Annotated in this window: 20 protein-coding genes; 13 read left to right on the top strand and 7 right to left on the bottom strand. The window is 74.7% G+C overall.

Features of this window, described 5'->3' with window-relative positions; genetic code table 11:
• The first annotated feature begins 79 nt into the window (after window positions 1–79).
• Together ACFY3U_RS13255 and ACFY3U_RS13250 are read left to right on the top strand one after the other, a co-directional pair.
• Window positions 80–844 (top strand): HAD family hydrolase, encoded by a 765-nt coding sequence (locus tag ACFY3U_RS13255; RefSeq protein ID WP_387199791.1) that lies wholly within the window; start codon window positions 80–82, stop codon window positions 842–844.
• A gap of 97 nt (window positions 845–941) precedes the next feature.
• Complete coding sequence (locus tag ACFY3U_RS13250) at window positions 942–1,889, top strand: DMT family transporter (protein ID WP_387199788.1); 948 nt, start codon at window positions 942–944, stop codon at window positions 1,887–1,889.
• Here the strand turns inward: ACFY3U_RS13250 and ACFY3U_RS13245 are convergent.
• The gene (locus ACFY3U_RS13245) at window positions 1,852–2,778 is read right to left on the bottom strand and encodes a diacylglycerol kinase family protein (RefSeq protein ID WP_387199786.1); all 927 of its coding nucleotides are present in this window, start codon (window positions 2,776–2,778) and stop codon (window positions 1,852–1,854) included. The two genes, ACFY3U_RS13250 and ACFY3U_RS13245, sit on opposite strands and share 38 nt — an antisense overlap.
• Window positions 2,779–2,836: 58 nt before the next feature.
• Complete coding sequence (locus tag ACFY3U_RS13240; protein ID WP_387199783.1) at window positions 2,837–3,880, bottom strand: zinc-dependent alcohol dehydrogenase family protein; 1,044 nt, start codon at window positions 3,878–3,880, stop codon at window positions 2,837–2,839.
• Window positions 3,881–4,086: 206 nt separating this feature from the next.
• Here ACFY3U_RS13240 and kynU point away from each other — a divergent pair, with 206 nt between their 5' ends.
• Both kynU and ACFY3U_RS13230 read left to right on the top strand, forming a co-directional pair.
• On the top strand, window positions 4,087–5,349 hold the full coding sequence (gene kynU, locus ACFY3U_RS13235) for a kynureninase (protein WP_387199780.1): 1,263 nt from the start codon (window positions 4,087–4,089) through the stop codon (window positions 5,347–5,349).
• 211 nt (window positions 5,350–5,560) lie between these two features.
• Entirely contained in the window at window positions 5,561–6,400 is an 840-nt protein-coding gene (locus tag ACFY3U_RS13230; RefSeq protein ID WP_387199777.1) for an SAM-dependent methyltransferase, read from the top strand.
• 13 nt (window positions 6,401–6,413) lie between these two features.
• Here ACFY3U_RS13230 and ACFY3U_RS13225 read toward each other — a convergent pair whose 3' ends face one another.
• On the bottom strand, window positions 6,414–7,871 hold the full coding sequence (locus tag ACFY3U_RS13225; protein WP_387199774.1) for an SDR family NAD(P)-dependent oxidoreductase: 1,458 nt from the start codon (window positions 7,869–7,871) through the stop codon (window positions 6,414–6,416).
• A 216-nt stretch (window positions 7,872–8,087) separates the two neighbouring features.
• Here ACFY3U_RS13225 and ACFY3U_RS13220 point away from each other — a divergent pair, with 216 nt between their 5' ends.
• The 3 genes from ACFY3U_RS13220 (at window position 8,088) to ACFY3U_RS13210 (ending at window position 10,432) form a co-directional block, all read left to right on the top strand.
• A complete protein-coding gene (locus ACFY3U_RS13220; RefSeq protein WP_387199771.1) occupies window positions 8,088–9,080 on the top strand; it encodes an undecaprenyl-diphosphate phosphatase in 993 nt (330 codons plus the stop codon).
• A gap of 46 nt (window positions 9,081–9,126) precedes the next feature.
• Complete coding sequence (locus tag ACFY3U_RS13215; RefSeq protein ID WP_387199768.1) at window positions 9,127–9,468, top strand: MmcQ/YjbR family DNA-binding protein; 342 nt, start codon at window positions 9,127–9,129, stop codon at window positions 9,466–9,468.
• A gap of 112 nt (window positions 9,469–9,580) precedes the next feature.
• Window positions 9,581–10,432: an SAM-dependent methyltransferase gene (locus tag ACFY3U_RS13210; RefSeq protein WP_387199766.1), complete on the top strand. Its 852-nt coding sequence runs from the start codon at window positions 9,581–9,583 to the stop codon at window positions 10,430–10,432.
• A gap of 54 nt (window positions 10,433–10,486) precedes the next feature.
• On the opposite strand, the gene ACFY3U_RS13205 is transcribed toward ACFY3U_RS13210, so the two are convergent.
• On the bottom strand, window positions 10,487–11,572 hold the full coding sequence (locus ACFY3U_RS13205; RefSeq protein WP_387199764.1) for an NYN domain-containing protein: 1,086 nt from the start codon (window positions 11,570–11,572) through the stop codon (window positions 10,487–10,489).
• A gap of 213 nt (window positions 11,573–11,785) precedes the next feature.
• Between ACFY3U_RS13205 and ACFY3U_RS13200 the strand changes: the two genes are divergently transcribed.
• From ACFY3U_RS13200 to ACFY3U_RS13175, 6 genes are all read left to right on the top strand, one after another.
• Window positions 11,786–13,231, top strand: a complete 1,446-nt coding sequence (locus tag ACFY3U_RS13200; RefSeq protein WP_387199761.1) for a cellulase family glycosylhydrolase — start codon at window positions 11,786–11,788, stop codon at window positions 13,229–13,231.
• Window positions 13,232–13,421: 190 nt separating this feature from the next.
• Entirely contained in the window at window positions 13,422–14,981 is a 1,560-nt protein-coding gene (locus ACFY3U_RS13195; protein ID WP_387199759.1) for a Na+/H+ antiporter, read from the top strand.
• Window positions 14,982–15,105: 124 nt separating this feature from the next.
• Window positions 15,106–17,358 (top strand): catalase, encoded by a 2,253-nt coding sequence (locus ACFY3U_RS13190; protein WP_387199756.1) that lies wholly within the window; start codon window positions 15,106–15,108, stop codon window positions 17,356–17,358.
• Window positions 17,359–17,473: 115 nt separating this feature from the next.
• Complete coding sequence (locus ACFY3U_RS13185; RefSeq protein WP_387199753.1) at window positions 17,474–18,841, top strand: carbohydrate-binding protein; 1,368 nt, start codon at window positions 17,474–17,476, stop codon at window positions 18,839–18,841.
• A gap of 266 nt (window positions 18,842–19,107) precedes the next feature.
• Window positions 19,108–19,845 (top strand): GAF and ANTAR domain-containing protein, encoded by a 738-nt coding sequence (locus ACFY3U_RS13180; RefSeq protein ID WP_387199750.1) that lies wholly within the window; start codon window positions 19,108–19,110, stop codon window positions 19,843–19,845.
• Between the two features lie 86 nt (window positions 19,846–19,931).
• Window positions 19,932–20,138: a hypothetical protein gene (locus ACFY3U_RS13175; protein ID WP_387199747.1), complete on the top strand. Its 207-nt coding sequence runs from the start codon at window positions 19,932–19,934 to the stop codon at window positions 20,136–20,138.
• Here the strand turns inward: ACFY3U_RS13175 and ACFY3U_RS13170 are convergent.
• The 3 genes from ACFY3U_RS13170 to ACFY3U_RS13160 all read right to left on the bottom strand — a co-directional run bounded on the left by ACFY3U_RS13170 (window position 20,105) and on the right by ACFY3U_RS13160 (window position 22,468).
• Window positions 20,105–20,662: an RNA 2'-phosphotransferase gene (locus tag ACFY3U_RS13170; protein ID WP_387199745.1), complete on the bottom strand. Its 558-nt coding sequence runs from the start codon at window positions 20,660–20,662 to the stop codon at window positions 20,105–20,107. The genes ACFY3U_RS13175 and ACFY3U_RS13170 overlap by 34 nt on opposite strands.
• Window positions 20,663–20,809: 147 nt before the next feature.
• The gene (locus tag ACFY3U_RS13165) at window positions 20,810–21,718 is read right to left on the bottom strand and encodes a hypothetical protein (protein WP_387199742.1); all 909 of its coding nucleotides are present in this window, start codon (window positions 21,716–21,718) and stop codon (window positions 20,810–20,812) included.
• A gap of 99 nt (window positions 21,719–21,817) precedes the next feature.
• Window positions 21,818–22,468, bottom strand: a complete 651-nt coding sequence (locus ACFY3U_RS13160) for a fasciclin domain-containing protein (protein WP_387199739.1) — start codon at window positions 22,466–22,468, stop codon at window positions 21,818–21,820.
• Window positions 22,469–22,533 lie beyond the last annotated feature (65 nt).

Here is a 22,533-nt window from a genome sequence, read left to right as displayed (position 1 = left end):
AGATTAGTTGGTGTCGCACACCGCCACCGGCCAAGGCCGTCCGGCAGGACAGTCGGAGCGGGTAGGTAGGGTGCACGGCGTGCCGGATCATGCCGAACCGACCCACGCCTCGCGCGGCGCCGACGACGCCGCCCGCCCGAGCGCGTCCCGCCGACCCGTCGAGGCGGTGCTCTTCGACTTCCACGGCACGCTGGCCCAGGTGGAGGAGCCACACGATTGGGTGACGGCCGCCGCGATGACCTGCGGGGTGTCGCTGGAGCGGGTCCGGGTCACCGCCCTGGCCGACCGGCTGCTCACCGCCGGCCGCGCGGGTGGGCCGCTGCCGGCCCGGGTGCCGCCCCGGCTGGCCGAGCTCTGGGCCGACCGCGACCTGTACGAGCACGCGCACCGCGGGGCGTACACCGGGCTGGCCGAGACGGTCGACGCGGGCATCGACGGGTTCGCCGACGCGCTCTACGAGCGGGTGCTGATCCCCGACGGCTGGGTGCCGTACCCGGACACGGTGGCGACCCTCACCGCCCTGCGCGAGGCCGGCGTGAAGGTGGCGGTGGTCAGCAACATCGGCTTCGACATCCGGCCGCACTTCGCCGCCTGGGGGCTGGACGGGCTGGTCGACGCGTACGCGCTGTCGTACGAGGTGGGGCGCTGCAAGCCCGACCCGGGGATCTTCCTGCGCGCCTGCGGGATGCTCGGGGTGGACCCGGAACGCGCCCTGATGGTGGGCGACACCCCGGCCGACGCGGGGGCGGTGCGGGCCGGCTGCGCGGTGCTGGTGCTGCCCTGCGCCGACGCCGGACGGCCCAACGGGCTCGGCGCGGTGCTGGACCTGGCCCTGCGCGGCTGAACGGCACATACGCGGCGGCACCGCGCCGGTGCGGCGCCCACCACCACGCCGACGACCCGCCGGCGTGCCGGTCCGCCGGCCGGCTAGCGTCGCGGTCATGACGACCCGTGCCGAGCCGCACCCGCCCGCCGCGCAGCGGCGCCACCTGGGGGCGGTCGCGCTGGTCCTCGGCGGGGCGCTGTCGGTGCACACCGGGTCGGCGCTGGCCGCCCTGCTGTTCGGCCGGGCCGGGGTGGCCGGCACGGTCACCCTGCGGCTGAGCATCGGCGCGCTGCTGATGCTCGCGGTCTGCCGACCCCGGTTGCGCGGGCACGACCGGGCCGCCTGGGGGTCGGTGGTGGCGTTCGGGCTGGCGCTGGCCGGCATGAACTCGGTCTTCTACCAGGCCATCGAGCGGATCCCGCTGGGCCCGGCGGTGACCCTGGAGGTGCTCGGGCCGCTCACCCTGTCGGTGCTGACCGCCCGCCGGTGGACCGCCTGGTGCTGGGCGGGGCTGGCGCTGGCCGGGGTGGCCCTGCTGGGTCAGGGCGGCTTCGACCGGCTCGACCCGGCCGGCGCCGGCCTGGCGCTCGGCGCGGGGGCGCTCTGGGCGGCGTACATCGTCTGCTCGGCGCGGGTGGGCGGGCGTTTCCCCCGGGCCGACGGGCTGGCCCTGGCGCTGACCCTGGCCGCGCTGGTCAGCCTGCCGTTCGGCCTGGTCGACGGCGGGAGCCGGCTGGCCCAGCCGCGGGTGCTGGCGCTCGGGGCGGGACTGGCGCTGCTGGCCTCGGTGCTGCCGTACACGCTGGAGCTGCTGGCGCTGCGGCGGCTGGCCACGTCGACCTTCGCGGTGCTGATGAGCCTGGGCCCGGCGCTGGCCGCGCTCACCGGCTGGCTGATCCTGGACCAGGCGTTGCACCCGGTGGAGGTGCTGGCGATCGGCCTGGTGATCGCGGCCAGCATCGGTGCGGTCCGGGCCGGCGCCGCCCGGCAGCCGGCGGCGCCGGCCGAGCCGCCCGTGCCGGTCGTCAGCGCAGCAGCCGGACCGCCCCCGGCACGGCGGTGATCCGTACCGGCAGGTCCAGCGCCCGCTCGCCGTCGGCGTACGTGGTGATGCCCTCGGCGGCCAGCTCCACCGTCCGGGCCCGGTAGCTGCGCACCAGCGGATGCGTCACGTGGGTGCCCTGGTACAGCCGGGGCTTGACCCGGATCAGGGTGCGCCGGTCGAAGCGCCCGCCGACCACCACGTCCAGCAGCCCGTCGGTCGGGTCGGCGTCCGGGCAGATCCGCATGCCGCCGCCGTAGCTGGCGCAGTTGCCCACCGCCACCAGCACCGCGTCCAGCCGGTGCGGGACGCCGTCGAGGGTGAGCGTGTAGTTGCGCGGGCGCAGCCGGGCCAGCTCGACCAGGATCGCCAGGTCGTACCGGCGGGGGCCGCGCGGCCGGCGCATCCGGTTGGCCCGCTCGTTGACGATCGCGTCGAAGCCGGCGGCGAGCACCGCGCCGTACCACCGGTCGGCGCCGTCGGCGCCGGTCATCCGGGCCAGGTCCACCGGCCGGCTCCGGCCGGCCCGCAGCGCCTCGGCGATCACCCCCACCGCGGCGAGCGGATCCGCCGGGAAGCCGGTGTCGGCCGCGAAGTCGTTGCCGGTGCCGGCCGGGACCGGACCGAACGGCACCGGCGTGCCGGCGACCGCCTGCAGCGCCCGGTGCACCGTCCCGTCGCCGCCGACGGTGACCAGCGCGCCGGCGCCGGCGGCGACCGCGGCGTGGCAGGCCGCCTCGGCATCGGCCGGGGTGCCGGCGGTCAGCAGCCGGACCGGGCGGCCGGCGGCGGCCAGCCCGTCGAGCAGTCGGGGCAGCAGTCCCCGGTACCGGCCCCGGCCGGCGTCCGGGTTGGCCAGCACGGCGACGGGGCCGGGCGGGAGGTGGTCGTCCGCGGTCACGGCGAGCACCGTACCGGCCCGACCGACAACCGTTAACCGGCGCGACCCCCGCTGGTCATGGTCGTGATCAGAAGGTGATGCGCACCTTCAGCGCGGTGCGCTCGTCCATCGCCCGGTAGCCGTCCGGCACCCCGTCCAGGGTGACCGTCCGGTCGAACACCGGCGACGGGTCGAGGTCACCAGCGAGCACGTCCGTCAGCAGCTCGGGAATGTAGTTGCGGGCCGGCGCGACCCCGCCGCCGACCGCCACGTTCCGGCCGAACATCTGGCCGATGTCCACCCCGGCGCTGCCGCCGTGCGGCACGCCGACGTAACCGACCGCGCCGCCGTCGCGGGCGATCGAGATCGCGGTACGCATCGACTCCTCGGTGCCGACCGCCTCCAGCACGGCGTCCGCGCCCTGCCCCTTGGTCAGCTCCCGGACCGCGGCGACGGCGGCCTCCCCGCGCTCGGCCACCACGTCGGTGGCGCCGAAGGAGCGGGCGATGTCGGTGCGGGCGGTGTGCCGGCCGAGCGCGATGATCTGCTCGGCGCCCAGCCGGCGGGCGGCCAGCACGCCGCACAGGCCCACCGCGCCGTCGCCCACGACGGCGACCGTCGCGCCGGGGCGGACCCGGGCGGCCAGCGCGGCGTGGTGGCCGGTGGACATCACGTCGGACAGCGCCAGCACGGCGGTCAGCAGCCGCTCGTCGCCGGCCACCTCGGCGGGCAGCCGGACCAGGGTGCCGTCGGCGTACGGGACGCGGACCGCCTCGCCCTGGCCGCCGTCCGAGCCGGCCGAGCCCCAGAAGCCGCCTTCCGGGCAGGAGGTGTGCAGGCCCTCCCGGCAGAAGTCGCAGACCCCGTCGGACCAGACGAACGGCGCCACCACCAGGTCACCCGCGCGCACCGAGGTGACGTCCGCGCCGACCGCCTCGACCACGCCGAGGAACTCGTGCCCGATCCGCTGGCCGGGCTGCCGGGCGGCCACCCCGCGGTACGCCCACAGGTCGCTGCCGCAGATGCAGGCGGTGACGACCCGGACGACGGCGTCGGTGGGCCGGCGTACGGCGGCGTCCGGGACCTCCTCGACGCGGATGTCGTTCGGTCCGTGGATCACGGTGGCGCGCATGTGACCGTCCTCGGCAGGGGCGACAGGGGGCGGCCACCATGGTGGCCGCCCCGGTGACGGTAGACGGCCCGGTCCCCGGTCGCCCACCCCCCGCCCGCCGGTGGTGGCCGGGCTCACCCGGTGGCGGCCGGGCCGCCTACCCTGGAGCCGGTCGGCCGGTCCCCCTCGGCCGGTTCCGGCGGCGGCCGGCAGGCGAAGGAGTGCGTGTGCGCGAGGAGTTCCCCCGGTCCCGCTACCAGGAGCTGGACGACGCCGACCCGCTGGCCGGGTTGCGGAAGCGGTTCGTGATCGGCGACGAGGACCTGATCTATCTCGACGGCAACTCGCTGGGCCGGCTGCCCGCGGCCACCGGTGACCACCTCGCCCGGCTGGTCCGCGACGGCTGGGGCGGTGACCTGGTGCGCGGCTGGCCGACCTGGATCGAGTGGGCCGGGCGGATCGGCGACCGGCTCGCGGCGCACGCGCTCGGCGCCCGCCGGGGTGAGGTGACCGTCTCCGACTCCACCTCGGTCAACCTCTACAAGCTGGCCGCGGCCGCGCTGGACGCCGCCGGCGACCGGCGGACGATCCTGGTCGACGCCGAGGAGTTCCCCACCGACCGGTACGTGCTGCAGGGGCTCGCCGAGGCGCGCGGGCTGACCCTGCGGGCGCTCCCCTCCGACCTCGACCAGGGGCTGGCGCTGGACACGCTGACCGCCGCGCTGGACGAGGACGTGGCGCTGGTGGTGGTCTCGGCGGTGTCGTACCGGTGCGGGGCGATGCTGGACATGACCGCGGTGAACGCCGCCGCCGAGCGGGTCGGGGCGTACGTGCTGTGGGACCTGTCGCACGCGGTCGGCTCGGTGCCGGTCGCGCTGACCGCCACCGGCGCGCAGCTCGCGGTGGGCTGCACCTACAAGTACCTCAACGGCGGCCCGGGCGCGCCGGCCTTCCTCTATGTGCGGCAGGAGCTGCAGTCCCGGCTGCGCCAGCCGATCCAGGGCTGGTTCGGCCAGCGGGGCCAATTCGCCATGGGGCCGACGTACGACCCGGCGCCGAGCATCGACCGGTTCCAGGTGGGCACCCCGCCGGTGCTCGGGATGGCCGCGCTGGACCCGGCGCTGGACGTGCTCGCCGAGGCCGGCATCGACCGGGTACGGGACAAGGGCCGCCGCCTCGGCGAGGCGATCGTGACGCTGGCCGACGCCTGGCTCACCCCGTACGGCTTCACCGTCGCCTCGCCGCGGGACGCGGACCGGCGCGGCAGCCACGTCTCGCTGCACCACCCGGAGGCGCTGCGGATCTCCCGCGCGCTGGCCGAGGAGGGCCGGGTGGTCGGCGACTACCGGGTGCCGGACCGGCTGCGGCTCGGCCCGGCGCCGCTGTACACCCGGTTCGTGGACGTCTGGGACGCGCTGGACCGGCTGCGCGACATCGCCGAGCGACGCTCCTGGGAGCGGTTCCCCGGCGAGGCGTCCCGGGTCACCTGAGCGGATCGGGGCGGTCGGTGGCGGCGGGCGGTGACCGGGGCCGCCGGCCGGACGCCGTCCGCCCGGCACCGACCGGGCGGGGCAGCGGCGGACCGGGGCAGCGGCGGCGCGGGGCAGCGGCGGGCCGGCGGGGCACCTAGGATCGACGGACGTCCGCCCCGGGCCCGGCGACGGGGTGGCGGGACACCGACGCCGTCGACGAGAGGTCGCCATGGACGCATCGACCGACCCGGCCACCGGCGGGCTCGCCGACCTGATCGACACCTCGGTGGCGCATCCGGCCCGCCGGTACGACTACTGGCTCGGCGGCAAGGACAACTTCGCCGCCGACCGGCTCTCCGGTGACCAGATCGCCGCGGTCTACCCGGCCATCCGGACCCTGGCCCGGGAGAACCGCGCGTTCCTGCGGCGCGCGGTGCGGTTCCTCACCGCCGAGGCCGGCATCCGGCAGTTCCTGGACATCGGCACCGGCATCCCGGCGGCCGACAACACCCACCAGGTCGCCCAGGCGCTGGCCCCCGAGGCGCGCGTGGTGTACGTGGACAACGACCCGATGGTGCTGGCGCACGCCCGGGCGCTGTTGACCGGCTCGACGCGGGGCGCCACCGCGTACCTCGACGCGGACCTGCGGCGGCCCGGGGCGATCCTCGCCGACCCGCAGCTGCGCGGGACGCTGGACCTGTCCCGACCGGTGGCGTTGATGCTGGTCGCGGTGGTGCACTTCCTGACCGACTCCGACCGGCCGCGCGAGGTGATCGCCGAGCTGGTCGACGCGCTGCCCTCGGGCAGCTACCTGGCGCTGACCCACTTCACCACCGACTTCATCCCCCCGGAGATCACCGAGCGGATGTACGCGGAGTTCGCCGCCGGCCGGATGAAGCAGGACACCATCCCCCGCTCGCGGGCGCAGTTCACCGCCCTGCTGGACGGGCTGGAGCCGGTCGAGCCCGGGATCGTGCCGGTCACCCGGTGGCGTCCGGACGTCCCCGAGGCGGAGCGGCCGCCGCTGGCCGAGGCGTCGATCCTCGGGGCGGTGGCCCGCAAGCCCTGAGGGCCGGGGGCGCTCACCAGGCGCAGGGGGCGTAGTCCTTGAGGAAGCAGCCGTACAGCTCCTCACCGCGTTCGCCGCGGACGATCGGGTCGTACACCCGGGCGGCGCCGTCGACCAGGTCCAGCGGCGCGTGGAAGCCCTCGTCGGCGAGCCGCATCTTGGTCGGGTGCGGCCGCTCGTCGGTGATCCAGCCGGTGTCGACGCTGGTCATCAGGATGCCGTCGGCGCGCATGTCCTCGGCGCTGGTGCGGGTGAGCATGTTCAGCGCCGCCTTGGCCATGTTGGTGTGCGGGTGCCCGGCCCCCTTGTAGCCCCGGCCGAACTGCCCCTCCATCGCGGACACGTTCACCACGTACGACCGGCCGGTCGGCGCCGCCGCCAGCGCCGGGCGCAGCCGACTGACCAGCACGAACGGGGCGGTCACGTTGCACAGCTGGACCTCGAGCAGCTCGACCGGGTCGACCTCGTGCACCCGCTGCACCCAGCTGTTGACCGGGGCCAGGTCCGGGGCGAGGCCGCCCGCGTCGACGGCGGTGGCCGCGGCGATCCGCTCCGGCGAGGTGGAACCGCTGGTCAGCGCCAGCGCGGTGAGGGCGTGCGGGGCCATCGTGGTCGGGCCGCCGGGCAGCGCCGCGGTGTCGCCGCGCCCGCCGGTGAAGGTGAGCAGCTCCGGCAGCGGCCCGTCAGGCAGGGCCGCGGACTCGGCGGCGACCAGGTGGGCGTACGCGCCGGGGCTGCGCCGGACGGTCTGCGCGGCGTTGTTGATCAGGATGTCCAGCGGGCCCTGCGCGGCGACCGAGTCGGCCAGGGCCACCACCTGCGCAGGGTCCCGCAGGTCGATGCCGACCACCCGCAGCCGGTGCAGCCACTGGTCGCTGTCCGGCATGGCGGTGAACCGGCGCACCGCGTCGTGCGGGAACCGGGTGGTGACGGTGGTGTGCGCGCCGTCGCGCAGCAGCCGCAGCGCGATGTACATGCCGATCTTGGCCCGGCCGCCGGTGAGCAGGGCCCGCCGGCCGGTCAGGTCGGTACGGGCGTCCCGGCGCTCCCGGTTGAGCGTCGCGCAGTCCGGACAGAGCTGGTGGTAGAACGCGTCCACCTCGCGGTAGCGCACCTTGCAGATGTAGCAGCCACGCGGGTTGATCAACGTGCCGGCGGTGGCGCCCGGGGTCGGTGACACCAGCGGAATGCCCTGCGTCTCGTCGTCGATCCGGCCGGGGGCGCCGGTCGCGGTGGCCGCGGTGACCGCCTGGTCGTGGGCCAGCACGGCGTCCCGCCGCTGCTCGCGACGCCGCTGCTTGATCACCTTGTAGAGCCGCGCGGTGGCCCGCTGCACCCGCACCACGTCGGGGTGCTCGGGGGGCAGCTCCTCGAGCGCCTCGAACACGCTCAGGCAGGCCCGCAGCTGCTCCGGGTCGATGCCCACGGCGCTCGCGTCCCGCCCCGGCCCTGCCGTCTCGTCCACCGTCATGCCCGCTACCGTCTCGCCCCTCGTCCGCCGGGTCGGCCGACCGACCGCCCCGGGAACTGTACGCATCTTCACGTTCGTCGCCACGCCCGCGGGCCGGTGGCGCACGCCACTGCCGGCGCCACGGCCCCGACGGCGCCCCGCGCCTTTGCGGGGATCCAGCACGAATGTCGGAGTAGGCTGCCCGGCGGGGAGGTCACGTCCGACGGAGGAGCACGGATGAGTGGCGGTCTGACCTATCCGGAAGCGGTGGTCATCGGCGTCCTGCAGGGGGTGACCGAGCTGTTTCCGGTGTCCAGCCTCGGCCACAGCGTGATCCTGCCGGCGCTGATCGGCGGCCGGTGGGCCCGCGACCTGGACGTGTCCGCGCCGGAGTCGCCCTACCTGGCCTTCGTGGTCGGGCTGCACGTGGCCACCGCACTGGCCCTGCTGGTGTTCTTCTGGCGGGACTGGGTCCGGGTGGTCCGCGGCTTCCTGACCTCGGTGCGGCACCGGCGGGTCGCCGGGCCGGACGAGCGGCTGGCCTGGATGATCATCCTGGCCACCATCCCGGTCGGGTTGGCCGGACTGCTGCTGGAACACACCTTCCGCACCGTGCTCGGTCGACCCGTGCCGGCCGCGGTCTTCCTGATGCTCAACGGCCTGCTGCTGCTCGGCGCGGAGCGGCTGCGCCGGCGGGCCGCCACCGCCGAGCCGGTCGGCGCGCGCGCCGGCGACCCGGTCCCGGTGCTGGTCGGCTCCGACCGGGAGGGCACCGCCTTCGCCTCCGCCGCGACCGCCGGGCCGGGCGCCCGGCAGGCCGACGTCGACCTGGCCAGCGACCACCGGCTGGCGGCCGGCAGCATGGGCGGGGCGGTGCTGATCGGCGCCGCGCAGATCCTCGCCCTGCTGCCCGGGATCAGCCGCTCCGGCGCCACCATGGCCGCCGGCCTGCTGCGCGGTTTCGGTCACGAGGACGCCGCGCGGTTCTCGTTCCTGCTGGCCACCCCGGTGATCCTGGCCGCCGGCGTGTTGAAACTGCCCGACCTCTTCGGCGACCTGGGCGCCGGCATCCGCGGCCAGGTGCTGGCCGGCAGCCTGGCCGCCGGGCTGTCGGCGTACGCGGCGGTGCGGTTCCTGACCCGCTGGTTCGAGACCCGGACGCTCACCCCGTTCGCGGTCTACTGCCTGCTGGCCGGCCTGGTCAGCCTGGTCTGGCTCGGGGTCGCCTGACCAGCCGCACCGGACGTTGGCGGCCGGTCGGGGTACGGTCCCGGGCATGGTCACCGTCGCCGACGTGCGCGCGCTGGCGGGTACGCTGCCGCGCAGCAGCGAGCACCTGATCCGCGACCGGGTGAAGTTCCGGGTCGGCGCGATCGTCTACGTCGCGTTCTCCCGCGACGAGCGCACCATGGGCTTCGGCTACCCCAGGGAGCAGCGGGACGCCCTGGTCGCCGCCGAGCCGGGGCTGTTCTTCCTGCCCGGCCCGGCGGACCTGCGGTTCCACTGGGTGTGCTGCCACCTCGACCGGCTCGACCACGAGCAGATGACCGAGCTGGTCACCGAGGCCTGGCGGATGGTGGTGCCGAAGTTCCTCGCCCGGCAGCGGCTGGGCGACTGAGCCGCTGCCCCGCGTCGGCTGGGCGGCTGAGCCGTGCTCCACGCAGGACGGTGCCCGCGTGGCCCGGCCGGTACGATCGCCGTGGCCGTCCCCGAGCGCCCCGGAGGTCCCGATGGTCGAGCCGGCGTCGCGACCCGTGCCCACCCCGGCGGACGACGCGCCGCCCTCGGCCCGGATCGATCCCACCGTGCCGCACGCAGCCCGCCGCTACGACTACTGGCTGGGCGGCAAGGACAACTTCGCCGCCGACCGAGCGTCGGGGGACGCCGTCGCCGCCGCATATCCGGCCATCCGGACCACCGTGATCGAGAATCGGCGGTTCATGCGGCGGGCCACCCGGCACCTCGCCGCCGAGGCCGGCATCCGGCAGTTCCTCGACATCGGCACCGGCATCCCGACCAGCCCGAACATGCACGAGATCGCGCAGGACGCGGCGCCGGGGGCGCGGGTGGTCTACGTGGACAACGACCCGATCGTGCTGGCCCACGCCCGGGCCCTGCTGACCAGCGCGCCGGGCGGCGCGACCGCGTACATCGACGCCGACCTGCGCGACCCCGAGCGGATCCTGAAGCACCCGGACCTGCTCGCCACCCTGGATCTCGACCGACCGGTCGGCCTGATGCTGGTGGCGATCCTGCACTTCCTCACCGACGCCGACGACCCGTACGGGATCGTCCGCCGGCTGGTCGAGGCGCTGCCCCCGGGCAGCTACCTGACCGTCTCGCACGCCACCACGGACCTGGTGCCCGGGCACGTCGCGGCGACCGCCGCGCCCAGCACCGCCACCAGCCAGATCGACATGGCGTTCCGCACCCGGGACGAGTTCGCCGCCTTCTTCGACGGCCTGGAGCTCGTCCCGCCGGGCATCACCCCGGTCACCGAGTGGCGCGCGGACGACCCGCCGCAGCGCCGCACCCCGGTCGCGCAGGCCTCGATGTACGCCGCGGTGGCCCGCAAGCCCTGACCGCGCCCGGCGGCGCTCCCGCCGGCCGGCCGGGCGGGCGGAAGCGCTCCGGTCTCAGGCCGGCGGGGACAGCAGGTAGTCGTCGACCTCGGGGCTCCACCGCAGCTCGACGGTGCCGCTGGTGGCGGCCGCCTTGCAGAACTGCAGGAAGCTGCGGTAGCCCAGCTTCTTCTCGCTGAAGTCGGGCCGGGCCCGGCGCAGCTGGTTCTTCAGGCCGGAGAGCGCCACCGCGCCGTCCGCGCCGGCCAGGTCCTGCACCACGGTCCGGAGCAGGCCGAACGCCACCTCGCGGTCGCCGTGCTCGGGCAGCGACACCTCCGGGTCGCCCTTGGCCGGCCCTTCGGTCAGCTCGATGACGGTGCGCTCGGCCAGGTGGCGCAGTAGTTCGCCGAAGGCGCGGAAGCCGTAGTCCGACTCGCTGAACGTCGGGTCCTTGCGCAGCAGGGTGCGCTTGAGCGTGGAGGCGGTCACCTCCCCGCTGGAGCTGCCCTGCAGGCCCGCCACGGTCTGGGCGACCAGCACGGCGAGGGTGTCCACGTCGCGGACCGGCTCCTCGACGGTGACCGGCTGCTCCGGCTCGGGCTCCAGCTCGGGCGGCGGGGGCGCGGCCGGCTCAGTGGCCCGGGCGGCGGGGCGGCCCCGGCGGGCCCGGGCGGGCGGGATCTCCACCCCCTCCAGCCGGTCGTAGTAGAGGAACTCGTCGCAGGCCGGCGGCAGCAGCGCGGAGGTGGACTTCTCCACCCCGACGCCGATCACCCGCTTGTTGAGCTCGCGCAGCTTGTGCACCAGCGGGGTGAAGTCGCTGTCCCCGGTGCAGATCACGAACGTCGAGACGTACGCCCGCTCGAACGCCAGCTCGACGGCGTCCACCGCCATCTTGATGTCGGCGGCGTTCTTGCGGGAGGCGCCCATCCGCTGCGGCATCTCGATCAGCTCGACGTGCGAGCGGGTGAGCATCCGGCGGTCCTCGTCGAAGTATGACCAGTCCGCGTACGCCCGGCGCACCACCACCCGGCCCCGCTCGGCCAGGGCGTCGGCGATCGGCCGCAGGTCGAAGACCATGCCGCCGAGGTGTTCGCGGGCGCCCAGCGCCAGGTTCTCGTAGTCGAGGAACATGGCAATGCGATCTTCCTGATCCACGCCGGCCAGCCTACGCCGGGCCGTGGTCCGGCCCGGGCAACCGGTGCGGCCGGTCCCCCGGTGTCGTCCCCGCCGCGATCCGGCCCGCCCCGTGCCCACCGGCAAGACTTCGATGGACGCACATATTGCGGGGATGTTACCGATCGCTCTAGGCTGCCGTGGGAGCGCTCCCGAGCGCCGCGTCACCGCCCCCTCGGAGAATGAGACGGTCCCATGACGACACTCCCCCGCCCCACCCGCCGATCATTGGTCGCCGTGGCGGCCGCCGCGCTGACCCTCGGCGCGGCGGCGCTGCTGCCGAGCACCCCGGCGCTCGCCGCGACCGGCTGCGCGGTCAGCTGGACGACCAACTCCTGGTCCGGTGGCTTCACCGCCAACCTCACCGTCACCAACCTCGGTGACCCGGTCAACGGCTGGACGCTGGGCTTCCGCTTCCCGGACGCCGGCCAGCGGGTGGACCAGGGCTGGTCCGCGACCTACCAGCAGAGCGGTCAGGACGTGACCGCACGGAACGTGAGCTACAACGGGTCGCTGGCCAGCGGGGGCGCCACCACCATCGGCTTCAACGGCACCTGGTCGGGCAGCAACCCCGCGCCCACTTCGTTCACCCTGAACGGCACGGCCTGCACCGGCGGCACCTCGACCCCACCCCCGACCACCCCGCCACCCACCACGCCGCCTCCGACCACGCCGCCGCCCACCACCCCGCCGCCGACCGGTACGACGCCGGTGGCGATCAACGGGCAGCTGCGGGTCTGCGGGGTCAACCTCTGCAACCAGTACGGCCGGCCGATCCAGCTGCGCGGCATGAGCACGCACGGCCTGCAGTGGTTCGCCCGCTGCTACAACGACGCCGCGCTGGACGCGCTCGCCACCGACTGGAACGCCGACCTGCTGCGGATCGCCATGTACGTGCAGGAGCAGGGCTACGAGACGAACCCGACCGCGTTCACCAACCAGGTCAACACGCTGGTCGACGAGGCCGGTGAGCGCGGCATGTACGCCCTGATCGACTTCCACACCCTGACCCCGGGCGACCCGACGTACAACCTGGACCGGGCCAAGACCTTCTTCGCCTCGGTGGCCGCCCGCAACGCGAACAAGAACAACGTGATCTACGAGATCGCCAACGAGCCGAACGGCGTCAGCTGGCAGACCATCAAGAACTACGCCGAGCAGGTCATCCCGGTGATCCGCGCCGCCGACCCGGACGCGGTGGTGATCGTCGGCACCCGCGGCTGGTCCTCGCTCGGCGTCTCCGACGGGAGCAACTCCGCCGAGGTGATCAACAACCCGGTGAACGCCAGCAACATCATGTACACCTTCCACTTCTACGCCGCGTCCCACAGGGACAACTACCGGGCCGAGCTGGAGCGGGCCGCCGCCCGGCTGCCGATGTTCGTCACCGAGTTCGGCACCGTCACCTACACCGGCGGCGGCGCGGTGGACGCGGCCAGCAGCACCGCCTGGCTGGACCTGCTCGACCGTCTGAAGATCAGCTACGCCAACTGGACCTACTCCGACGCCGACGAGGGCAGCGCCGCGTTCCGGCCCGGCACCTGCGCCGGCAGCACGTACGCCGGCACCGGCGTGCTCACCGAGTCCGGCGCGTTCATGCGCAGCCGGATCCGCACCCCGGACGCCTTCCCGACCAGCTGAGACCACCCCCGACGGCGCCCCGCCCACCCCGGGCGGGGCGCCGTCGCGCGTGCCGGGACGGCCGGGCTGGATCGTGGATTCCACTGCGCGGCCCCCGGAATCCGTACCAGCATGTCGGATGGCGCAGCCGGAGCGCGACGGCCCGGGACCGGCGGCGACGACCCGCCACCGGCGGAGACGGGAGTACGCCGTGGAGGTCCTGGTCCTGATCGTGGTGCTCGGCGCCACGGTGCTGGTCGGCACCACGATCGGCGGGCGGTACAGCGTCGCGCCGCCGGTCCTGCTGATCAGCATGGGCTGCCTGCTGGCGCTGCTGCCGCCGTTCTCGCACGTGGTGCTCGAACCGGACGTCGTGCTGCTGCTGTTCCTGCCCGCGGTGCTCTACCGGGAGAGCCTGGTGATCAGCCTGCGGGAGATCCGGGCGAACCTGCTGGTGATCACGTCGCTGGCGGTCGTGCTGGTGGGGGTGACCATGGTCGGGGTGGCGCTGGTCGCCGGGCGGCTCGGGATGAGCCAGCAGGCCGCCTGGGTGCTGGGGGCGGTGCTCGCGCCGACCGACGCCGCGGCCGTCGCCGGCCTGGCCAAGCGGATGCCCCGCCGGATCCTCACCACGCTGCGCGCGGAGAGCCTGATCAACGACGGCACCGCGCTGGTGCTCTTCTCGGTCGCCGTCGGGCTGGTCGTCGGCCACGCCGCGCCGGGCACCCTCGGGCTGCTCGGTCGGTTCGTCCTGTCGGCCGGCGGCGGGGTGGGCTCCGGGCTGGTGGTCGGCCTGCTGGTGGTGCTGATCAGAAAGCGCCTGGACGACCCGCTGCGGGAGGGGGCGCTGAGCGTGCTCACCCCGTTCACCGCCTACCTGCTCGCCGAGGTGGTGCACGGCAGCGGCGTGCTCGCCGTGGTGGTCAGCGGGCTGATCCTGTCGTACGCCGGGCCGCGGGTCATCCGGGCCCGCTCGCGGGTGCTCGCCTTCGCCTTCTGGGACCTGTCCACGTTCCTCGTCAACGGGTCGCTGTTCGTCCTGCTCGGCATGCAGATCCCCCGGGCCTTCGAGAGCATCACCAGCCGGTCGATGGCGCAGGCGTGGCTGCTGGCGGCCACGGTGACCGCGCTGGTGGTGGTGATCCGGCTGGTCTGGGTGCAGCTGTTCTCGTACGGCCTGCCGGTGGTGCGCGGGCCGGACGTGGACCGCCGGGTACGTTTGGCGGCCGGCTGGGCCGGTTTCCGCGGCGCGGTGTCGCTGGCCGCCGCGCTCGCCGTGCCGGTCACCACGCTGGCCGGTACGCCGGTGCCGGACCGTGACCTGATCATCTTTTGCACCGCGGTGGTGATCGTGTCGACCATCCTGATCCAGGGCACCACGCTGCCGGCGGTGGTCGCCTGGGCCGGCCTGCGCGGCGACGCCCAGCGGGAGGTCGAGGTGCGGCAGGCACGGGTGCGGGCCAGCGAGGCGGCGCTGACCGCGCTGCCCGAGGTGGCGGCGGAGCTCGGCGCGTCGGCGGACGCGGCGCAGCGGCTGCGGCGCGACTACCAGCGGCACCTGGCGGAGTCGACGGCCGCCGAGTCCGGCGAGGAGGCGGAGCGGGAACGCGAGCTGGACCGCCGACTGCGGCTCGGCGTGCTGGAGCGCAAGCGGCGCGAGCTGACCCGGCTGCGCAACGCCAACGAGATCGACGACACCGTGCTGCGTGAGGTGCAGGCGGCGTTGGATCTGGAGGAGATCCGGCTGCTCGGTCCGGACACCGAGGACTGACCGGGGGCGCGCGGCGGTGGTGGGACCGGCCGGGCCCGATGCCGACCTTGCCCGTGTTTTGCCCGTTCGGGCGAGGGTAGGGCGGTTGGGGCATGCTTCTTCAGCTCCTGGAGGGACTCGTCCAGTGGATTCCAACCCCGCCAAGGCCGTCAAGAACGCCGTGGAGGCCGCCGCAGAGAAGATCGCCGACGTGGTGAAGCCGGAGATTCCCGGCGCGCCGGGCAGCGCCCCACCGCCCCTCGACGAGCCGACCACGCCGCACGGCCCGCCGCCGCCCAAGCCGGAACAGGGCGCCCCGCAGACCCGTACCCCGACGGGTGCCACCACCGGCGCGCCGACGACCGCGAACGGCCAGCAGGGCGCCTACCTGACCACCGCGCAGGGGGCCAGGCTGCGCGACACCGACCACTCCCTCAAGGCCGGGCCGCGCGGCCCGATCCTGCTGCAGGACCACCACTTCCGGGAGAAGATCACCCACTTCGACCACGAGCGGATCCCGGAGCGGGTGGTGCACGCCCGGGGCGCCGGCGCGCACGGCGTGTTCACCGCGTACGGCAGCGGCGCGGCGGTCAGCCGGGCCGGCTTCCTCCAGAAGGGTCGGGAGACCCCGGTCTTCGTCCGGTTCTCCACCGTCCTCGGTTCGCGGGGCTCCGCCGACACCGTGCGCGACACCCGCGGCTTCGCGACCAAGTTCTACACCGACGAGGGCACCTTCGACCTGGTCGGCAACAACATGCCGGTGTTCTTCATCCAGGACGCCATCAAGTTTCCGGACATCATCCACGCCGGCAAGCCGCACCCCGACCGGGAGATCCCGCAGGCGCAGAGCGCCCACGACACCTTCTGGGACTTCGTCTCGCTGCACACCGAGGCGCAGCACCACACCATCTGGAACATGTCCGACCGGGGCATCCCGCGCTCGTACCGGACGATGGAGGGCTTCGGCGTCCACACCTTCCGCATGATCAACGAGGCCGGCGAGACGGTGCTGGTGAAGTTCCACTGGAAGCCGAAGCTGGGCGTGCACTCGCTGGTGTGGGAGGAGGCGCAGTTGCTCAGCGGCATGGACCCGGACTTCCACCGGCGCGACCTGTACGACGCGATCGAGGCCGGCGCGTACCCGGAGTGGGAGCTCGGCATCCAGGTCTTCCCGGACACCCCGGACGAGACCTTCGACGGGATCGACCTGCTCGACCCGACGAAGTTCGTCCCGGAGGAGCTGGCGCCGGTGCAGCCGATCGGCCGGATGGTGCTCAACCGCACGCCGACGAACTTCTTCGCCGAGACCGAGCAGGTCGCCTTCCACCTGGGGCATCTGCCGCCCGGCATCGACGTGACGAACGACCCGCTGCTGCAGGGCAGGCTCTTCTCCTACCTGGACACCCAGCTCACCCGGCTGGGCGGGCCGAACTTCGCGCAGCTCCCGATCAACCGCCCGCACGCCGACGTCAACGACATGCTGCGCGACGGCTTCCACCAGCAGGCGGTGCACGGCGGGGTGGCGCCGTACCGGCCGAACTCGCTCGACGGCGGCAACCCGTTCCCGGCCGGCGACGCGGAGCACGCGTTCCTCGACGTGCCGGTCACCGTGGCCGAGGCCCCGAAGGTCCGGGCGAACCCCGCCTCGTTCGACGACCACTACAGCCAGGCGCGCCTGTTCTGGCTGAGCATGTCGCCGGTCGAGAGGGAGCACATCATCCGGTCGTACACCTTCGAGCTGGGCAAGTGCTACCATCAGGCGATCAAGGAGCGGCAGCTGCGGGCGTTGGCCAACGTGGACCCGGAGCTGTGCGCCCAGGTCGCCGCCGGGCTGGGCCTGCCCGCGCCGCAGCCCACCGTCCCGCTGGCCGAGGTCGCGCCCAGCCCGGCGCTGTCCCAGGTCGGCCGCGAGTGGCCGGCCGACGGCCGGACGGTCGGGATCGTGGTGGACGCGGAGTCCGACCTCGACGGCGTCGGCGAGGTACGCCGGGCGGTGCTCGCCGCCGGCCTGGTGCCGCTGCTGATCGCCGCGCACGGCGGGACGGTGGGTGACCTGGCCGTGCAGCGGACCTTCGCCACCGGCCGGTCGGTCGAGTTCGACGCCCTGCTGCTGGCCGGCGCGCCGGCGCCGGCGCCGGACGCGCTGCCGACGCCGGACGCGAAGGCGGGTACGCCGGCCGCGGTCGACCCCCGGGTGCTGCTGCTGGTGCAGGAGTGCTGGCGACACGCCAAGGCGATCGGCGCCTGGGGCGCCGGGGCGACCGTGCTCGACCAGGCCGGGGTGACCGGCACGCCCGGCGTGCTGGCGGCCGACGGCGCCGCCGCGGCGCTGTCCGGCGTCCAGGAGCTGATGGCCGCGCACCGGGTCTGGGAACGGTTCCCCGCCTCGGTCGCCTGACCCACCACGGAGGGGGCCGCCCGGCGTCGGGTGGCCCCCTTCCGCGTGCCCGGCGCCGGTTTACGTTTAACAAAGTTAACTGATAGCCTCCAGCCCATCGATGAGGAGGCATGTCATGCGACTTCGACGCGGAACCACCGCCGTGCTGGCGCTGGCGGCGCTCGCCACCGGCGCGGCCGTCGGCCCGGCGGCCACCGGGCTCGCCGCGACCGGCACGACCACCCTCGCGGCCTGCGACGCGCCGGCCTGGACCGAGGGCACCAGCTATCCCGCCGGCACCCGGGTGAGCTACGCCGGCCGACGCTACGAGGCGCTGGTCACCCACACCCCGCCACCCGGCGCCGGCTGGAACCCGGCCGCCACGCCGGCGCTCTGGCGCGACCTCGGCGCCTGCGACCCGGGCGGAACCCCGACACCCTCCCCCACCAGCACCGCGCCGCCGTCACCCACCACCTCGCCCTCGCCCACCACCTCGCCGTCGCCCACCGCCACGGCCACCCCGTCCGGCACCGCGCCGCCGGACGGCGGGGCCTGCGCGGTGAAGTCCCGGCCCGCCGGCCGGGTCCTGCAGGGGTACTGGGAGAACTGGGACGGCGCCGCGAACGGCGTGCACCCGCCGCTGGGCTGGATCCCGATCACCGACCCGCGGATCGGCGCGCACGGCTACAACGTCGTCACCGCGGCCTTTCCGGTGATCCGCGCCGACGGCACCGCGCTCTGGGAGGACGGCATGGACGCCACCGTACGGGTGCCCAGCCCGGCGCAGATGTGCCAGGCGAAGGCCGCCGGGCTGACCGTGCTGCTGTCCATCGGCGGCGCCACCGCCGGCATCGACCTCAGCTCCGCCGCCGTCGCCGACCGGTTCGTCGCCACCGTGGTGCCGATCCTAAAGGCGTACCACTTCGACGGGATCGACATCGACATCGAGACCGGGCTCAGCGGGAGCGGCGACATCAACCGGCTCTCCCCCTCGCAGGCCAACCTGATCCGGATCATCGACGGGGTGCTCGCCCAGATGCCGGCGAACTTCGGGCTGACCATGGCGCCGGAGACCGCGTACGTCACCGGGGGCAGCGTCACCTACGGCTCGATCTGGGGCGCCTACCTGCCGATCGTGAAGCGGTACGCGGACAACGGCCGGCTCTGGTGGCTCAACGTGCAGTACTACAACGGCAGCATGTACGGCTGCGCCGGCGAGTCGTACCCCGCCGGCACGGTGCCGGGCTTCGTCGCGCAGACCGACTGCCTGAACGCCGGCCTCGTGGTGCAGGGCGTCACCGTCCGGGTGCCGTACGACAAGCAGGTTCCCGGCCTGCCCGCCCAGCCCGGCGCGGGCGGCGGTTACCTGGCCCCGGCGGCGGTGGCCCAGGCCTGGAACACCTACCACGGCGCCCTGAAGGGGCTGATGACCTGGTCGGTGAACTGGGACGGCGCGAAGGGCTGGACGTTCGGCGACAACGTCCGGGCGCTGCAGGGTCGCTGACCGACCGTTTCCCCGGCGGGGCCGACGATCGGCGGTCCCGCCGGGCGGCGGGTGGTGTCCGTGGCCGCGGCGGCCGACGGGCCGGTAATGTGGTGCTCCGCATTCGGCGTCCACAGGGGCGCCGGACGCGAGCGTCAAGCAGCGGCGCTGGTCCCCCCGGTCCACCCCGCGCAGCCGCATCAGCGGTGGACGGGACGGACCGCTCCCGCCATGCGCTGCCGGCTCCGCCGGATCGAGCGCGCCGGTTCGCAAGGACGTCAGACGCCATGCCGCAGTCACCGCTCGACCTCACCGAGGCCTTCCTCCAACTGGGATCGATCCGCCACGACGAGACGACCCTCGACACCGTCCTCAACCGGATCGCCGAAGTCGCCCGGGCCAGCATCCCGGGCGCCGCGGAGGTCTCGGTCACCCTGGTGCACGGCACGGACGCGCACACCGCGGCGTCCACCGGCGATCTCGCACTGCGCCTGGACGGCTGGCAGTACGAGCAGGGCCGCGGGCCGTGCCTGGACGCGGCCACCACCGGCGCGGTGATGATGGTGCGGAACATGGCGACGGAGAGCCGGTGGCCGGAGTGGGCGGCCCGGGCGCACGCCGCGGGCGCCGGCAGCAGCATGTCGCTCGGCCTGCCCATCCAGGAGGCGGTGGTGGGCGCGTTGAACGTCTACGGTCGGGCGCCGTACGTCTTCGACGACGTGAGCGCGGACGCGCAGACCTTCGCCGACCACGCCGCGGTGGCGCTGGCGAACGCACACCTCTACGACAGCACCGCCAGCCTCGCCGAGCAGATGCGTGTGGCCCTGCGCAGCCGCGCGGTGATCGAACAGGCCAAGGGGATCATCATGGGGCAGCGCCGGTGCGGCCCCGACGCGGCGTTCGCCATCCTCGCCAAGGTGTCGCAGAACTCCAACCGCAAGGTGCGGGACGTCGCCGAGTCGCTGGTCCGGCAGATCAGCCGGCCGCACGTGCCGGCCGGCCGGCCGGGGCTCGACGGCGACTGACCGGCCGGCGCCGGACGCGCCCACCGTCACGCCGGCCCTGCCGCTGGACGTCCCGCACGAGCGCCCGGTCGTGGTGGTCCGGGCCGTTGGTGCGCTCGACCTGCACGGCCTGCGCGCTGCTGGACACGAACGGGCTGATCCGCGGGGCCGGCGGCGAGCTGACCTGCGGCGACCGTCCCGGCAGGTCGCGCACCTGCTCCGGGCTGACCGGCGCCGACCAGCTGCGGCTCGACACCGACCGACCGGCGGCGGCCCGCGATCAGGCCGGTCCGGCCATCTCCCAGACCAGGTAGGCCGCCGGCACCGCGTCGGTCAGCCACACCCCGTTCGCGCTGCGGTAGAAGACGTGCCCGTCCCGGGCCATCCCCGCCGCGTCCACGGCGAGGACCACCGGCTCGGCGCCGCGGCGCGCGCCGACCCGCCGGGCCGTCTCCACGTCCGGCGACAGGTGTACGTGGTGTCGCCCGCCCCGGTGCAGCCCACCGGCCCGGATCGAGTCGAGCGCCCCGGGGCCGGTGCCGTGGTAAAGCCGGGTGGGCGGCGGTTCCGGGGCGAGGCCGAGGTCCACCGGGTAGGAGTGGCCCTGGTTGGCCCGGATCCGCTCGACCCCGTCGGCGTCCCGCCGCACCGCGAAGCGCTGCTTGTCGTTGCCCGCCACCACCTGGTCGAGGGCCGGTCGCCCGATCCGTAGCGCCGCGAGCAGGTCGGCCACCGGCACCCAGCCGCCCGGGTCGGGTCGCAGGCCGAACCGGGCCGGCTCGTGGCGCAACGCCAGGGACATCCGCTTGCTCAGCCGTACCAGTGCCCGGTGCTCCACACCGCCATTGTGGACCAAGCCGGCGCCGGCGCTCGACCCGGTTTTACCGTCCCGCGCGTCGGATGACATCCCGAACTCCGTGCCGCGCCGCTGCGACTGATCCGGGCGCAGGAGTAGGAGGATCCGCGGGTGACGCCCCGACCGCCGTCAGCCCCGCGAGTCGCCGGCCCGGCCGCGGGCGGTCCCGGTGGGCCGCTGACCGACGCGCGGAGCCCGCACCGCCGAGGCGGCGCCCGCCCCCGGCCGGAAGTCACGGGCGGCGTCGGCGACCATGCCTTCGGGATCGCGACCGAGCGCCTCCCGGATGTGCGCCGGGACCAGCTCGGAGGTCGCCATCGCCATCCGCACCTGCACGGCGCGGTCGTCCACGAGGTCGCGCAGGTCCGCCTCGGTCAGCTCGACCGAGAGCACCAGCGCGACCCGGACGTCGACCACCGGGTCCCGGGCGAGCACGCTGCGCTGGGCGACGGTCGTCCGCGGGTTACGGGCCAGGCCCTTGCGGACGCGGGCCGTCCGGTCGGCCAGCAGGGTGGCGATCACGTCGGCGTGCGGGGTGTGGGTGGCGAGTCGCTCCCGCACCTCCGGCGAGACGTCGCCGGCCAGTCGGGCGGCGATCTCGGGCTCCAGGTCGCTCCGCTCCGCGAGGAGCCCGCGCAGTTCCTTGTCGCGGGCGTCCGCCATCACCCGGCGGATCGCCTCGTCGCAGGCCGGATTCCCGGCCACCGCCCACCGGACCCACCGGTCGGCGTCCCTGACCAGTCGCAGCAGGTTCGCGGGCGACGTCGAAGGGTTCCTCGCCACCGCCTCCCGGACGTGTCGGTCATGATCGCGAGTCAGCGGCCGCAGCGCCTGCGCGGGCGCGTCGGAACGGATCGCGACCGCGGCGCGGACCACCGGCGACGGGTCGGCGGCCAGGTCGATGAGGGTCAGCTGAGGCGTCGCGGGATCCTGCGCGAGGGCGAGGCGCGCGTCGACGCCGTCCACCGTCGCGCCGGGTGGGGCGCCGTCCGACCCGCTGTGCCGGTCGGACCCGCCGACGTCCTGCTGCTTCGCCATGGCCGCCATCATGTCACGGGCCGACCCGGCCGCCGCGAGCCCGGACGAGCGTCGGCGCCCGGGAGGGCTCCCGGGCGCCGACGGTCGAGGGCCGGTCGATCAGGGCAGGTCGATCGGGCGCAGCACCCGGTCGACGGCGTGCGCGATCTGCCGGTTGCCCTTGTTGATGTCGAACCGGATCACCCGCGCGTCCCGGTCGCTGGTGTCGGCGTCGACCAGGCGCACCTGGGTGAAGCACCAGTGGCGGCGCACGTCGACGCCGAGGCCCGCGCCGAGCGCTGTGGTGAGCGTGGCGCCGTCGGCCTTGAGCGCCGCCTTGCGGTCGATCGTGGCGCCCGGGACGACGTGGTAGAGCAGGACGTTCTCCACGGTGTCGATGCCGAGCCCGGCCACCGCCGTGAAGGCCGCCTGCTCGGTGGGGAGCCGGTGCGCGCCGGTGATGTCCCGGACCAGCTCCTCGAACGCGGCGTCGGTCGGCAGGAACGCGGTGAGCGCCGTCTTGCCGTCGGTCAGCACCTTGACCGGGGAGTTCGGCTTGGCGTCCAGCACCGCCAGCACGGCGGCGGTGAGGACGTCGAAGTCCCGCGAGTTGCGGTCGAAGCCGCTGGTGTCCTTGGTCAGGACGGCGGCCAGGCTCTTCGTGCCCAACGTCTTGCCGCTGGCCTGCGCGGCCGGCGCGACGGCCGTGGTGACCAGCGCGGTGGCCATGACGCCCACGGCGACCCTGGCGGCGAGTCGTGCGATGTTCATCGGCGAACCCTTCGTCGGTGCGAGCTGGTGGTGACTGTCGTCACGACCATTGCTTCGCCGCACCC

The sequence above is a fragment of the Micromonospora sp. NPDC000089 genome (assembly GCF_042899365.1).
Lineage (GTDB): Bacteria > Actinomycetota > Actinomycetes > Mycobacteriales > Micromonosporaceae > Micromonospora.
This window is presented reverse-complemented; position numbering and strand designations above follow the sequence as displayed.

Bases quoted from the DNA above. Each gene is read 5' to 3' on its own strand.
- ACFY3U_RS13250 (WP_387199788.1), top strand. From the start codon at position 942: ATGACGACCCGTGCCGAGCCGCACCCGCCCGCCGCGCAGCGGCGCCAC.
- ACFY3U_RS13240 (WP_387199783.1), bottom strand. From the start codon at position 3,880: ATGCGCGCCACCGTGATCCACGGACCGAACGACATCCGCGTCGAGGAG.
- ACFY3U_RS13230 (WP_387199777.1), top strand. From the start codon at position 5,561: ATGGACGCATCGACCGACCCGGCCACCGGCGGGCTCGCCGACCTGATC.
- ACFY3U_RS13225 (WP_387199774.1), bottom strand. From the start codon at position 7,871: ATGACGGTGGACGAGACGGCAGGGCCGGGGCGGGACGCGAGCGCCGTG.
- ACFY3U_RS13220 (WP_387199771.1), top strand. From the start codon at position 8,088: ATGAGTGGCGGTCTGACCTATCCGGAAGCGGTGGTCATCGGCGTCCTG.
- ACFY3U_RS13215 (WP_387199768.1), top strand. From the start codon at position 9,127: ATGGTCACCGTCGCCGACGTGCGCGCGCTGGCGGGTACGCTGCCGCGC.
- ACFY3U_RS13210 (WP_387199766.1), top strand. From the start codon at position 9,581: ATGGTCGAGCCGGCGTCGCGACCCGTGCCCACCCCGGCGGACGACGCG.
- ACFY3U_RS13200 (WP_387199761.1), top strand. From the start codon at position 11,786: ATGACGACACTCCCCCGCCCCACCCGCCGATCATTGGTCGCCGTGGCG.
- ACFY3U_RS13185 (WP_387199753.1), top strand. From the start codon at position 17,474: ATGCGACTTCGACGCGGAACCACCGCCGTGCTGGCGCTGGCGGCGCTC.
- ACFY3U_RS13180 (WP_387199750.1), top strand. From the start codon at position 19,108: ATGCCGCAGTCACCGCTCGACCTCACCGAGGCCTTCCTCCAACTGGGA.
- ACFY3U_RS13165 (WP_387199742.1), bottom strand. From the start codon at position 21,718: ATGGCGAAGCAGCAGGACGTCGGCGGGTCCGACCGGCACAGCGGGTCG.
- ACFY3U_RS13160 (WP_387199739.1), bottom strand. From the start codon at position 22,468: ATGAACATCGCACGACTCGCCGCCAGGGTCGCCGTGGGCGTCATGGCC.